This window comes from Aquisalimonas sp. 2447 (assembly GCF_012044895.1).
In the GTDB taxonomy this organism is placed as follows: domain Bacteria; phylum Pseudomonadota; class Gammaproteobacteria; order Nitrococcales; family Aquisalimonadaceae; genus Aquisalimonas.
Genome location: NZ_CP050695.1, coordinates 1,381,699 through 1,393,830, shown reverse-complemented (window position 1 = coordinate 1,393,830; position 12,132 = coordinate 1,381,699). Strand labels below are relative to the sequence as shown.

Sequence of the window (12,132 nt, the reverse complement as noted above, 5' to 3'; positions counted from 1 at the left end):
CCCTACGCCTCCGCGGCGGCCTCGACCGGGCGGTCGTCGGCCAGGCGTTCACTGTAGCGGTCCACCAGGTAGTCGCTGATATCGCGGGTGAGCAGGGTGAACTTCATCAGCTCCTCCATGACGTCCACGACGCGATTATAGAGGGCCGAGGGGTACATGCGGCCCTGCTCATCGAACTCCTCGTAGGCCTTGGGCACAGACGACTGGTTCGGGATGGTGAGCATGCGCATCCAGCGACCGAGGATCCGCATGTTGTTTACGGCGTTGAAAGACTGCGAGCCGGCGTTGACCTGCATCAGCGCCAGGGTGCGTCCCTGGGTGGGGCGGATGCCCCCGTAGGCCAGCGGTAGCCAGTCGATCTGCGCCTTCATGATGCCGGTCATGTTGCCGTGGCGTTCCGGGCTCGACCACACCTGCCCTTCCGACCACTCGGAGAGCTTGCGCAGTTCGACCACCTTGGGATGATCCGCCGGTGCGTCATCCGGAAGGGGCAGACCCGACGGATCGAAGAAGCGCGTCTCGGCCCCGAACTCCTCGAGAATCCGACCCGCTTCCTCTGCCAGCAACCGGCTGTAGGAGCGCTCCCGCAGAGAACCGTAGAGCAACAGGATTCGGGGGGCATGCGCTGAACGCGGCGCGTCCACCAGCCGATCCAGGGTGGGGCGGTCAAGATACCGGGAGTCGATGTTCGGCAACTGCTCGTTCATGGGGAGTTCCTTGCGGGCGGTTCAGCTTAGTGCGGTGTCAGTCCGACGGCGCATTACGCTCCGAGGGATCGGTTCTGAAGGCCGGGGTAAGCGTTTCGGGATCGCGCCGCTGGCGGCCATCACGGGCGGCGGTTGCCCACCAGTCCAATTGCAGAAGCGTCCTGTCCAGGTAGCTGGTCCAGCCGGATGCATCCACCGCCGCATTGAATCCGCCGTCCTCGTCGAACGCCTCCTGCGCTTTGGGCACATGAATCATGGCCGAGACCGGCAGGCAACCCAGCTCGGCGAGAAACGTCCGCATGGCCACCGCCGCACGGGCACCGCCCCATTGCCCGGCGGAGTACGTGACGATGGCGCTGGGCTTGAACGCGAACAGGGAGCTGCCGAAGTGGTTCAGCAGGTGCGCCAGCGCCGGGCTCATGGAGTGGTTGTACTCCGGGCTGACCATCACGTAGGCATCGGCGGCATCGATGCGTTCGGCAAGCTCCTCCATCCGCTGGGGGGCGCGCCCCTGGGGGTATGCGAAGTGCGGCTTGAACGTGGTTGGCAGCTCCACCTCCAGCGGATCGATGAGCATGACATCGTGGCCCAGCTGCCCGAGCCTGCCGGCGCATGCGCGGCCCACCCGCAAGCCCAGACGTGCCGGGCGCGGTGGCGTGCTGTCCCGGGTCGAGCCAACGAAAACAAGTATGTTCAGGGTCATGGTTCCTCCGCAGGCACCAGCAGAACCGGCACTCCCGAGTGGCGGCAGACTGCCTCCGCGGTACTGCCCAGGAGCAACTCGGCCAGTGGATTGTGGCCGCGTTTCCCCACGACAATCAGCGACGCTTTCTCGTCCCGGGCCATGCGGGCAATGGCCTCGCGGGGATCGGCGTCCACATGGTGGGTCGTGACACCAGCCGCAGCCATCGCTTCCAGGCGCAGATCCGCCTGCTCCGCCTCCACGGCGCGGGCACTCGCGCCGTTCGCCTGCGGGCCCGCGTGGAGCGCGTGCCCTCGCCGGCCCTGCAGCACGAGGTCCAGGAATGCATTCTCGGCCGCGGAGGCATTGGCCGAGCCGTCCGTCGCCAGCAGTATCGGGCCATCCGCCCCCATGGCACCGTCCACGGGGACAATCACCAGTGGCAGTGCCGCCATGCGGGCAGCATCCATCACCGTGCTGCCAAGGAAGAAATCACGCCAGGCCGAATGGCCTCTTGAGCCGAGAACGACACAATCCGCGCCGACATCGCGAGCCGCATCGTTTAGCGCCACTGCGGGACGACCGATCACCACGACCACGTCCACCTCCAACCCCTGCTCGCGCAACGGTTCGGCAAGGGCTTGCAGCCGGTCGCGGTAGTGGTCTTCATGGTCCAGTTCAGGTGCTGCGGGATACCCGGTCTCCAGCACGTACACCAAGGTCAGACGCCGGACACCGAGGCACTCGGTCACCGACGGCAGCGCGTTCTGCACTGCGTCCCAGCCGCTGGAAAAATCAACGCCAACTACAGCGTGGTTCAGCATGGTCCTTGCTCCCTGGCCCGTCTCACGAGCCAATTCGTGTTACTGGACGCCCCCGCGAACCGATGGGCGGGGCTTCCGCTGCGATTGGCTGTCAGTGCCCTGCATTCAGGCCTGCCCCCTCAACGAACAGCCGCCGCCAGCGCAGGAAGCCCTCGACGCGGATGGTCAGAACGCCAGGATGCGCGGCCATGGCGGGATCAATATAGATGCGGATGCCGTCCACCTCCTGCAATAGCCAGCCCTCCGGCTGCTCCGGGGTTCGTGCTTCCGCCACCGGCAGCAGTGCCGTGCCGCCGCAACACCCGTGGCGCGGCGACGGCCGCAGGGTCACGACACCACCCCGAGCTGCCAGCCAGGAGGCGGCCTCGGCATCCAGGTGAACGCGTGGCCCCGTCGCCATCATGTGCCGCCAGCGGGCTGAGCCTCGGCCGGAGCCGGGAATCGGTGCCGTGTGCGGTTGGCGATCTTCACCAGCAGCAGCATCAGCGGCACCTCAACCAGCACGCCCACGACGGTGGCGAGCGCCGCACCGGAGTGCACGCCGAACAGGGCGATGGCAGCGGCCACGGCCAGCTCGAAGAAGTTGCTGGCGCCGATCATCGCACCCGGTGCGGCCACGTTATGGGGCACCCGCCATGCCTTCGCCCAGCCGTAGGCGATGAAGAAGATCAGGAACGTCTGGATGATCAGCGGGATGGCGATCAAGGCGATGTGCAGCGGATTGTTCAGGATCACTTCGCCCTGGAAGGCGAACAGCAGCACCAGGGTGAGAATCAGGCCGATGGGCGTCACCGGAGCCAGCCGCTTCATAAAGACGTTGTCGAACCACTCGATGCCCCGGCGCCGGATCAGCGTCACCCGGGTGAGGTAACCGGCGGTCAGGGGGATCACGATGTACAGGAACACCGACAACGCCATGGTCTCCCAGGGCACGATGATGTCGGAGATCCCCAGCAGGAACATGACGATGGGCGCGAAGGCAAACAGCATGATTATGTCGTTCAACGACACCTGTACCAGGGTGTAGGCGGCATCACCCCGCGTCAGGTAGCTCCACACGAACACCATGGCCGTGCATGGCGCCGCCCCCAGAAGAATCGCGCCCGCCAGGTATTCCCGCGCCAGCCCGCCGGGAATGAGCGGCTCGAACAGGATAATCAGGAAGAACCAGGCGATCGCGAACATGGTGAACGGCTTGATCAACCAGTTCACCGTGGTGGTGATCACCAGCCCCCTGGGCTGACGGCGCACGCCCAGAATCGACGAGAAATCGATCTGGACCATCATGGGGAAGATCATCGCCCAGATGAGTATGGCCACCGGAATGGAGACCTGGGCGTATTCGAACCGGGCCAGGGTGTCCGGGACAACCGGTGCGAACTGCCCCACCGCTACGCCGACGGCGATGGCCAGCGCCACCCACACGGACAGGTAACGCTCGAACACGCCCATGCCCTCGCGGATGTCCGGGGCGTCGTCAGCTCGGCTGGTCGTGGACTGCGGTTGGCTCATAAAAGATCAGCTCTCAATGGTCGTGGCTTGCGAGTTCCATCAACTCCGTCATCCGCTCCTGAATCTCGTCACGGATACGGCGGAACTCCGTGCGGATCTCCTCCTCCGTCCCGGTGGCCCGGGCGGGATCCTCCAACGGCCAGTGCAGCTTCCGGGTTCCCGGTGGCAGCAGCGGGCAATGTTCATCGGCATGGCCGCAGACGGTGACCACCAGGTCCGCCCGCTCCAGCATGGCGTCGGTCAGCCGCGTGGATTCCTGCGCCGAGATGTCGACACCGACCTCCTGCATGGCCGCGATGGCCCGCGGGTTCTTGCCGTGGGCTTCGATACCCGCGGATTCGACTTCGACGCTGCCCGCCGCGAGGCTGCGGGCGAAGCCCTCCGCCATCTGGGAACGACAGGAGTTGCCCGTACACAGGAACAGGATGTTCATGCCCTCTCCATTCAGTTGCAGCTGATGGACGGCCGGTTCGGCATGCCGGCCAGACGCTGGCGCACGTCACTCAGCGCCTCGGCCTGGAATGCGGCCTCCAGCACCTCCAGAGCCCACACTGGTAGGTCCGGACTCAGGCTGTAGTGCACCCACTGCCCGCGCCGCTCATCGGTCACGATGCCGAGATCCCGCAGATGCCCCAGATGTCGCGACACCCGTGGCTGCGAGAGATCCAACGCATGCACGAACTCGCACACGCACAACTGCTCCTCTGCCAGCAGCAGCAACAGGCAGCGCAACCGCGTGGCATCGGAGAGGGCGCGGAAGAAGGTCTCTGGATCACGCATATCTGGATATTCGCATGTCATTGTTCAGTGTGAGAGTACTGCGTGAATGCGAGGAAAACAATACGACCGCGTTTTCCAGTCCATGCTGCGGCACCAGCGGCAAAGTTTTCGGCCATCTTTTCATTGGACAGCAGACGGCGCTCCCCGGGGCCTTGCGAAGCGCGTGGACGGCAGCCCACCCGGCGAGCGCCCCACCGATCACGCCCCGTGCTCCCAGATCAAGACTGGTGCATTTATTTGCTTTTCCTGACAATATCGATACAGTAGCTGTACATCTGCACTGCAAAGACATCCAGTACCTCACTGACTGACCACTGACGGGGTGCGGCGTTTACACATGGCGAAGAGTAAGACGCCACATGAGAGAGTCGCTAGGAGCGACGTCTGGCCTGACGAAGCTCTGGTCGATCTCATGCGGCACATAGACCAGTAGATCGAACGCCGGAGCGACTGGACATGGAGCCTTGTGACCGCCAGCTCGCATCCGTCGGCCAACAGGACGTGGAGGTTGCCATGTCAGCACGAATTCGCAGCCGTAATGTCTGGTTCGGACTCCTCCTCGGTGGCTTGGGCGCCTTTTACGTATGGATCATGGCTGCCACGGGTGTCGCGGAGCTGCCCCACACTCTGGCTGCGCTGACCGTCCTCATCCCTCTGGTACTGTTCGGCGTTGTGCTACGAAGTCCCTGGCCTGCCGCCGCCGCATTGGTGATCGTGGCCGTCATTGATCTAACCTTGTCTTGACGGCTCGCAGTGCCCAAGGCCCGGCCCACGTGACCACTTACCGGTGCCAAGTTCGACTCTGAGCCATCGTTGGCCAGAGGTGTGCGAGAGTCTGCTTCAGGAACCATTCACGACACCCGCCCCACTCCAACGTCTTAAATGGCACTCCATGGGAAGGGCGTAGAACCCTTCCCTGCCCCCGCCAAAGCTATCAACACGCGCAGCTCTATGGTGGAGACGCTAAGCTCGTAGTTAGTGACAGTGATCTGCAGCCCGTCGGCTGGGAACTCGCTATTCGGCGGCACAGGCCATTGCCGAACATTCGAGGACGACTGACATGCCAATGGCTGATCCAATGGACACCCTCTCAAAGCTCCAAGAGGCTCTGGACGCAGGCGTCGTCACTCTCAGTCCTTGCAGCATCCATAAAGAATTAGGCTTCATCGATGACGAACCCGGTGGTACACCAAGATTCACCTACGTTTTTTTGAAGCATAGGCAAGTCGTTGCGATCTCGGTTTTCGCGTTTACGGAGATGGTGGACAACGTACCCTGCTTCCAAGTCGGTTACGCCGTGCGAGAAGAATATCGTAACGCTGGTCTAGGCGCGACCATCTTGGCCAAGGGGATCGATGAGCTTAAGCGCACCCTGTCCGGCACCCCAATCCGACGATTCTTCTTGGAAGCCGTGGTTTCTTCATCGAACACAGCATCCATGAAAATCGCTTATAGGAATATCTCCAATTTCCCAAGAGAAATAACTGACAGCTTTTCCGGGGAAGACGCTCTTCAATATCGAAAAAATGTGGAATGTGCAGCCTAAGAACCGCAGAAAGAAACATTACCACCTCGACACATTCCATCTTGGTCGTTCGCTGACACTGGGGCCTTCCTTTGCGTTGCGATCAACGAACAAGACGTCCCGTGGAAGCGGAGCCGCTTCATTCTGAGACTGCAGGGGTATACGAGCATGTACGAGAGAAAACACCAGCCTCTGTTGCCGACACGAGAGTTTCTCAGACGGCTTGGTAGGCATCTCATAGGGGCTATCGCGGTGTTGCTGATTTCCTTGGGGCCGGGGGTGATCGGATTCGGGGTTCTCGGAGGGCACGATTGGGACCAGGCATTTGCGAACGCGGTTCTGATGCTCGGTGGCTTAGGTCCACTCGATCTACCAGAGACGTCAGGCGGGCGGTTTTTTGTCGGGCTGTTCGGCTTCTACAGCGGCTTAGTGTTCGCCGCGTTTCTAGGTATTCTGATCTTGCCGATCATCCACAGGCTCCTTCATCACTTTCACCTGAACGAACAAGGGCCTCCGAACGCCCAGCTGCCGCATAACGCGACTTAAAAAGCGCGTGCAGAGGGCTGATTTTGCCTGGTTCAGGTGGAAGCAATTGCACACCCGCAATGATGACAGTAGACCTTCAGGGTGAGGCGCTAAAAGCTCGCTTTGGCACAGGTGCGTGGGCACGTGAGTCGGGTCTGCGGCGCTGAGAGCCGTCAAGACAAGGAAAGGTCGATGACAGTCACAATCACGAAAGGGGGCAACGCAATATATGAGGGGGTCCGAGGATCCATCATGTAAGGACTGAAGGACACCCTCGCTAGTGGGTGCTCTGCCCTCTCGGCGCAGCTTTGCGACCCGTCCTGGTCTATAAATGGAGGAAGCGGTCATTCGGTTTTCCGTACATCGCCGGCTGCCTAACCAAATGTCGTTACCTCGGCGCAGGCTTTGATCCGGAGGACACAGCTAGTGGACGGCGCCACCGCTTTTGCGCGATGGAGCCACGATGCGCCCCCGAGGGCGTGAGAACGTGACACAGAGAGAAAACCGGCGATGCGCTACCTTCTCCATTCACTGAATATTGCCTGCCTTGCGGTAGGCTTGGTGACCGCTGATGCCGCGAGCGCGTGCACACGCGTTGTGCATCTCGGCCCCGAAGACCGCGTTCTGACGGGGCGCAGCATGGACTGGAAGCTGCCCATGGTCAGCAACATGTGGGCTTTCCCGCGCGGGATGGAGCGCGACGGTGCTGCCGGACCGCGCTCGGCCGGATGGACCGCCACCCATGGCAGCGTGATCATCAGCGGTTATGACATGGCCACTGCCGACGGCATGAACGAGCCCGGCCTGGTCGTGAATTTGTTGTGGGAAGTCGAAGCGACGTATCCTGAAGATGACGGAGTGACCCCGCGGGTTTCACTCTCCGTGTTTCCGCAATACCTGCTTGATCGCTTCGCCACGGTTGAAGAGGCCGTGACCGACTTGCGTGAGAACCCGGTGCAGGTGGCAACAGGCGAGGTACCAGTCGGCCCGCCCGGACGCTCAGCGACGGTGCATCTGTCCCTGTCTGATGCCACCGGTGACAGCGCCATCATTGAGTTCGTTGATGGTGAGATGGTGATCTGGCACGACCGCGCCTATCAGGTCATGACCAACGAGCCGACTTTCGAGCGCCAGTTGGCGGTCCTCGAATACTGGCAAGCCGTCAACCCTCGCGAATTCCTGCCCGGGACCGTGCGCGCCTCAGACCGGTTCGTTCGGGCCCACTTCTACGTCAACTCGGTGGTCCAGAGTCCTGACCCGCGCACCGCCGCTGCCTCCGTCTTCAGCGTCATCCGGCATACGTCAGTGCCTTGGGGCATTTCCATCGCCGACCAGCCGAACCTCTCCACCACGCGCTGGCGGGTGGTGGCCGACCACAAGGACCGGCGCTACTACGTGGAGTCCGTGATCTCACCGAGCGTGTTCCAGGTCGAGCTCGACAAGCTCGATTTATCGGAAGGTGCCGAGGTGCGAAAGCTCGACCTGGGTCTCGACATGGAGCGCGTGCTGTCCGGCGAGGTCTCCAGCAAGTTCGAGGCTGCCACGGCTTTCACTTTTCAGCCGGCTGATTGATAGACCTCGGCGGAAGGACTTGTTGGCTGTTGGCCAACGGGCCGTCTGCCGTGGATGCCCGGAGATCCGGCCATGCAGATTACGTCCCAGAGCGCGTACAGGCGTCGATCCCGTACAGAACCAACGCAAATAGCCCGGCCTGCTTGCCGGAGATGAACAGACTGAGCGACGCGATGCACGAGGGGTCCAGCGGCTCCACGGCCCCCGTGGACTGGCCGCCCATGACCGGGTCGCCCACGAATATCCACTGAGCGGGCTCCGCCTGCAGACCGAAGCGTGCGACTGCCACCATGTGTATCCTCCTCGGGCGTTCCCGGCTGCCAGACCGTTCGCGGAGCAGTGTATTCTTCCCGCTTGTCAGAATCGATTGATCCTGTTCACCGGTGTCAGAGAAACCGGCGAGGCGCTCCCACGAACACAATGGATACAGTCGTTCTCTTGCTCGGAAAACTGCTATACAATACTTTTACGTTTGTGACATAAACCTGCCCCCATAACCGGATGACACCCCCTACGGCTGGCATCGACAGCCACAACCCAATGGGTATTGTTATGAAAGAACAGAACAATCCGCTTGCTTCACCCCTTTTCAAGGCCGGCGCCGAACTGGCCTTTGACTCGGTGATGGTCAGCCGCGCCACCGACACCCACGGCGGATCGGAGATTGTCTATGTCAATGAGCGGTTCACCGAGCTCACGGGCTATCAAGCTGACGACGTGATCGGAAAGACGCCGGGCCTTCTGCAAGGGCCGGAGACAGAAAGGAACGTGATTGACCGGCTTGCCGAGGACCTCAGGAACGGTCGCACCTTTCACGGTCAGACGGTCAATTACCGCAAGGACGGCACCGCTTTCGATATCGAATGGAAGGTGACTCCGGTTATCACTGACGGAGAGGCGACCTACTACCTCGCCGTTCAGCGCGAGGCTGGCGACCGTTGAGGCCCTGACTCGGTGCTACGGCCAGTGCGACCAGCACCATTATTGGGTCGACGCGAACAGCCGGAGGTTGGTGCATGAATCCTGTATTGATTGCCGGCGCCCTGCTTGGCCTGCTGTCGGTGGTGGTCGGGGCCTCTGCCGAGCATCTTCTGCAGGCGCGGGTCGATGACGAAGTGTTTCGTTGGGTGATGACGGCGATCCGCTATCACCAGGTGGGCGCGCTGATCGTTTCTGCGCTTGGATTGGCTCTCATCGCTCTGGGGCGGCATCGGGTTCAACCTCTGCTGCGTGTGGCAGGCTGGCTGTTCGTGGCCGGAACCGTGTTGTTCAGCTTCAGTATCTACGGCGCTGCCCTAACCGGTGTGCAGGCGCTCACCTACCTGACACCACTCGGAGGTGTGACTCTGATGCTCGCCTGGGCGGTGCTGATTGGGGCCGGGTTTCGGGCCGGCTCAGATGTTCGTACCTGAGGCGGAGCTGGTTTCGCTGGTAATGGCGAATCCAGCGGCGACGCTGAGCGAGCTGCAAATGGCTTCAGCTGACGGCTCGTGTTAGCCCATCGCCTTCGCCAGTATCCCGTTCAGCGTCTGGCTGGGCCGCATGACCTTGTCGGCGGCCTCGGGGGAAGGGTGGTAGTAGCCGCCCAGGTCCGCCGGACTGCCCTGGACCACGCTCAACTCCTCGAGGATCTGCTCGGCATTGTCTTTCAGCTCCTTGGCCACCGACCCCAGGTGGTCCGCCAGTTTCTGGTCATCGGTCTGAGCGGCAACCGCTTCCGCCCAGTACAGGGCCAGGAAGTAGTGGCTACCGCGATTGTCCAGTTCCCCGGTCTTGCGGGACGGTGACTTCTCATTCTCCAGCAGCCTTTCCGTCGCCTGATCCAGGCACTCAGCCAGCACACGGGCGCGGGGGTTGTCCTGCTTCATCCCCAGGTCATCCAGCGAAACCGCCAGAGACAGGAACTCGCCCAGCGAATCCCAGCGCAGGTGGTTCTCTTCCTGGAGCTGTTGCACGTGCTTGGGCGCGGAGCCACCGGCGCCGGTCTCGTACATGCCGCCGCCCTCGAGCAGGGGGATGATGGAGAGCATCTTGGCCGATGTGCCCAGCTCCATGATGGGGAACAGATCCGTCAGATAGTCACGCAGAACGTTGCCGGTGACCGAGATGGTGTCGCGGCCGCGGATCATGCGCTCCATGGAGCGGCGGATGGCCTCCTCATAGGTCTGGATACGAATGTCCAGGCCGCTCAGGTCGTGCTCCTGCAGATAGCAGTTGACCTTCTTGATGAGCTCGATGTCGTGGGGGCGGTTGCGATCCAGCCAGAAGATGGCCGGGGTGTCAGACTCGCGGGCACGGTCCACCGCCAGTTTGACCCAGTCACGAACGGCGACGTCCTTGGTCTGGCAGGCGCGCCAGATGTCTCCCTTCTCCACCTCGTGCTGCATCAGCACGTCGCCCTTGTGATCGACGATCCTCATGATGCCGTCGGCCTCAAGCTCGAAGGTCTTGTCGTGGGAGCCGTACTCCTCGGCTTTTTTCGCCATCAGGCCCACGTTGGGCACGGAGCCCATGGTCGTGGGGTCGAAGGCGCCATTGGTTTTGCAGAAGTTAATCATCTCCTGGTAGATCTTGGAGTACGTGCTCTCCGGCATAACTGCCTTGCAGTCCTTCGACTTGCCGTCCGGCCCCCACATCTTGCCGCCGTTGCGGATCATGGCCGGCATGGAGGCGTCCACGATCACGTCACTGGGCATGTGCAGGTTGGTGATGCCCTTGTAGGAATCCACCATGGCCATTTCCGGGCGGTGCTCGTAGCTGGCAAGGATGTCCCGGTGGATCTCTTCCTGCTGGGAACGCGGCAGGCTTTCGATCTTCTCGTAGACGCTGCTGAGGCCGTCGTTGGGGTTCACGCCCAGTTCCTTGAACAGGTCGCCCCACTTCTCGAAAACCTCTTTGTAGTAGACCTTGACGGCGTGGCCGAACACGATGGGGTGAGAGACCTTCATCATGGTCGCCTTCACGTGCAGGGACCACATCACGCCGGACTCCCGGGCATCTTCCATGGTGTCTTCCAGGAAGGCCCGCAGCGCCTTGACGCTCATGCGCATGCTGTCGATGATCTCGCCGGTCTCCAGCTCCAGCTTCTTCTTCAGCTTGACATTGCCGGCCTTGTCGACGAACTCGATGCGCACCGCACCGGCCTGAGCCATGGTGAAAGACTGCTCGGCCGAGTAGAAATCACCACCACGCATGTAGTCGGCGTGGGTGCGGGAGGCCTTGCTCCATCTGCCCATGGAATGCGGGTGCTTACGCACGAAGTTCTTGACCGCCCGGGGGGCGCGACGGTCGGAGTTGCCTTCGCGCAGTACCGGGTTGACCGCGCTGCCCAACACCTTGGCATAGCGGTCGTGGATGGCCTGCTCTTCATCGCTTTTGGGCTCGGCCGGGTAGCTCGGCACATCATAGCCCTGGGACTGCAACTCGCGTATGCAAGCGGTGAGCTGCGGGATGGAAGCGCTGATGTTCGGTAGCTTGATGATGTTGGCGTGCGGATCCTGGGTCAGCTCGCCCAGAAAGGCCAGTCCGTCCTCCACCTTCTGGTCGTCCTTCAGCCGCTCCGGAAAGGCGGAGAGGATGCGTCCAGCCAGCGAGACGTCAGAAAGTTTGACATCGATGCCGGCGGCGCTGGTGAAGGTTTGGACCACGGGTAGCAACGAACGGGTGGCCGCCGCAGGGGCCTCATCCGTAAGGGTGTAGTAGATCGTGTTCCTGGCAGTATCGGTCATGGGAGCCCCTTCATCGTGATTATCGGATGACGACGGATGTCTCCATTATCCCATACGATGGGGCTGCCGTGGTCCCATACTAACGGACTGAACCGTATCGGCTTTCACGGAGGCTCGTTGGTGCACGTCGCGCCATGCCGTGAGCGGGAGCCAACCTTCATGTCACGTCAGGTATCGGGGTCCGTTGTCGACCCTGAGCTGTCATTCGTGGGGCCTCAGTCGAACGACCGCTTACCGTGGCAAATCCACCTGATGTGATGGCGAACCAACTGGCGCT

15 protein-coding genes are annotated in these 12,132 nt (G+C 62.0%); 6 read left to right on the top strand and 9 right to left on the bottom strand.

All coding sequences use genetic code 11. The annotated features are described in order from the left end of the window. Positions 1 to 2: 2 nt before the first annotated feature. The 7 genes from arsH to KU884_RS06570 all read right to left on the bottom strand — a co-directional run bounded on the left by arsH (position 3) and on the right by KU884_RS06570 (position 4,505). Positions 3 to 707 carry an arsenical resistance protein ArsH gene (gene arsH, locus KU884_RS06600; protein ID WP_167781920.1) on the bottom strand — a complete coding sequence of 235 codons (705 nt, stop codon included), beginning with the start codon at positions 705 to 707 and terminating at the stop codon, positions 3 to 5. A 37-nt stretch (positions 708 to 744) separates the two neighbouring features. Then, positions 745 to 1,410 carry an NADPH-dependent FMN reductase gene (locus KU884_RS06595; RefSeq protein ID WP_254432200.1) on the bottom strand — a complete coding sequence of 222 codons (666 nt, stop codon included), beginning with the start codon at positions 1,408 to 1,410 and terminating at the stop codon, positions 745 to 747. Then, entirely contained in the window at positions 1,407 to 2,213 is an 807-nt protein-coding gene (locus tag KU884_RS06590; protein ID WP_167781919.1) for a universal stress protein, read from the bottom strand. Before KU884_RS06590 ends, KU884_RS06595 begins: the two co-directional genes overlap by 4 nt. 91 nt (positions 2,214 to 2,304) lie before the next feature. Further along, positions 2,305 to 2,616, bottom strand: a complete 312-nt coding sequence (locus KU884_RS06585) for a CC/Se motif family (seleno)protein (protein WP_254432199.1) — start codon at positions 2,614 to 2,616, stop codon at positions 2,305 to 2,307. After that, complete coding sequence (gene arsB, locus KU884_RS06580; RefSeq protein WP_167781918.1) at positions 2,613 to 3,725, bottom strand: ACR3 family arsenite efflux transporter; 1,113 nt, start codon at positions 3,723 to 3,725, stop codon at positions 2,613 to 2,615. The genes KU884_RS06585 and arsB overlap by 4 nt, the downstream gene beginning before the upstream one ends. Positions 3,726 to 3,738: 13 nt before the next feature. After that, positions 3,739 to 4,158 (bottom strand): arsenate reductase (thioredoxin), encoded by a 420-nt coding sequence (arsC, locus tag KU884_RS06575; protein ID WP_167781917.1) that lies wholly within the window; start codon positions 4,156 to 4,158, stop codon positions 3,739 to 3,741. 11 nt (positions 4,159 to 4,169) lie between these two features. Continuing rightward, entirely contained in the window at positions 4,170 to 4,505 is a 336-nt protein-coding gene (locus KU884_RS06570; protein WP_167781916.1) for a metalloregulator ArsR/SmtB family transcription factor, read from the bottom strand. 513 nt (positions 4,506 to 5,018) lie between these two features. On the opposite strand from KU884_RS06570, the gene KU884_RS06565 reads away from it, so the two are divergent. The 4 genes from KU884_RS06565 to KU884_RS06550 all read left to right on the top strand — a co-directional run bounded on the left by KU884_RS06565 (position 5,019) and on the right by KU884_RS06550 (position 8,127). Continuing rightward, positions 5,019 to 5,249, top strand: a complete 231-nt coding sequence (locus tag KU884_RS06565; protein WP_167781915.1) for a hypothetical protein — start codon at positions 5,019 to 5,021, stop codon at positions 5,247 to 5,249. 316 nt (positions 5,250 to 5,565) lie between these two features. Further along, a complete protein-coding gene (locus tag KU884_RS06560) occupies positions 5,566 to 6,051 on the top strand; it encodes a GNAT family N-acetyltransferase (RefSeq protein ID WP_167781914.1) in 486 nt (161 codons plus the stop codon). 147 nt (positions 6,052 to 6,198) lie between these two features. Continuing rightward, positions 6,199 to 6,576, top strand: a complete 378-nt coding sequence (locus KU884_RS06555; protein ID WP_167781913.1) for a hypothetical protein — start codon at positions 6,199 to 6,201, stop codon at positions 6,574 to 6,576. 489 nt (positions 6,577 to 7,065) lie between these two features. Next, positions 7,066 to 8,127, top strand: coding sequence for a linear amide C-N hydrolase (locus tag KU884_RS06550; RefSeq protein WP_167781912.1), 1,062 nt, complete (start codon positions 7,066 to 7,068; stop codon positions 8,125 to 8,127). Between the two features lie 79 nt (positions 8,128 to 8,206). On the opposite strand, the gene KU884_RS06545 is transcribed toward KU884_RS06550, so the two are convergent. Beyond that, a complete protein-coding gene (locus KU884_RS06545) occupies positions 8,207 to 8,419 on the bottom strand; it encodes a hypothetical protein (protein ID WP_167781911.1) in 213 nt (70 codons plus the stop codon). A gap of 260 nt (positions 8,420 to 8,679) precedes the next feature. Here KU884_RS06545 and KU884_RS06540 point away from each other — a divergent pair, with 260 nt between their 5' ends. Beyond that, the gene (locus KU884_RS06540) at positions 8,680 to 9,069 is read left to right on the top strand and encodes a PAS domain S-box protein (RefSeq protein WP_167781910.1); all 390 of its coding nucleotides are present in this window, start codon (positions 8,680 to 8,682) and stop codon (positions 9,067 to 9,069) included. Positions 9,070 to 9,143: 74 nt separating this feature from the next. Beyond that, positions 9,144 to 9,539, top strand: a complete 396-nt coding sequence (locus KU884_RS06535) for a DUF423 domain-containing protein (protein ID WP_167781909.1) — start codon at positions 9,144 to 9,146, stop codon at positions 9,537 to 9,539. Between the two features lie 81 nt (positions 9,540 to 9,620). Here KU884_RS06535 and KU884_RS06530 read toward each other — a convergent pair whose 3' ends face one another. Further along, entirely contained in the window at positions 9,621 to 11,855 is a 2,235-nt protein-coding gene (locus KU884_RS06530) for an NADP-dependent isocitrate dehydrogenase (RefSeq protein WP_167781908.1), read from the bottom strand. Positions 11,856 to 12,132 lie beyond the last annotated feature (277 nt).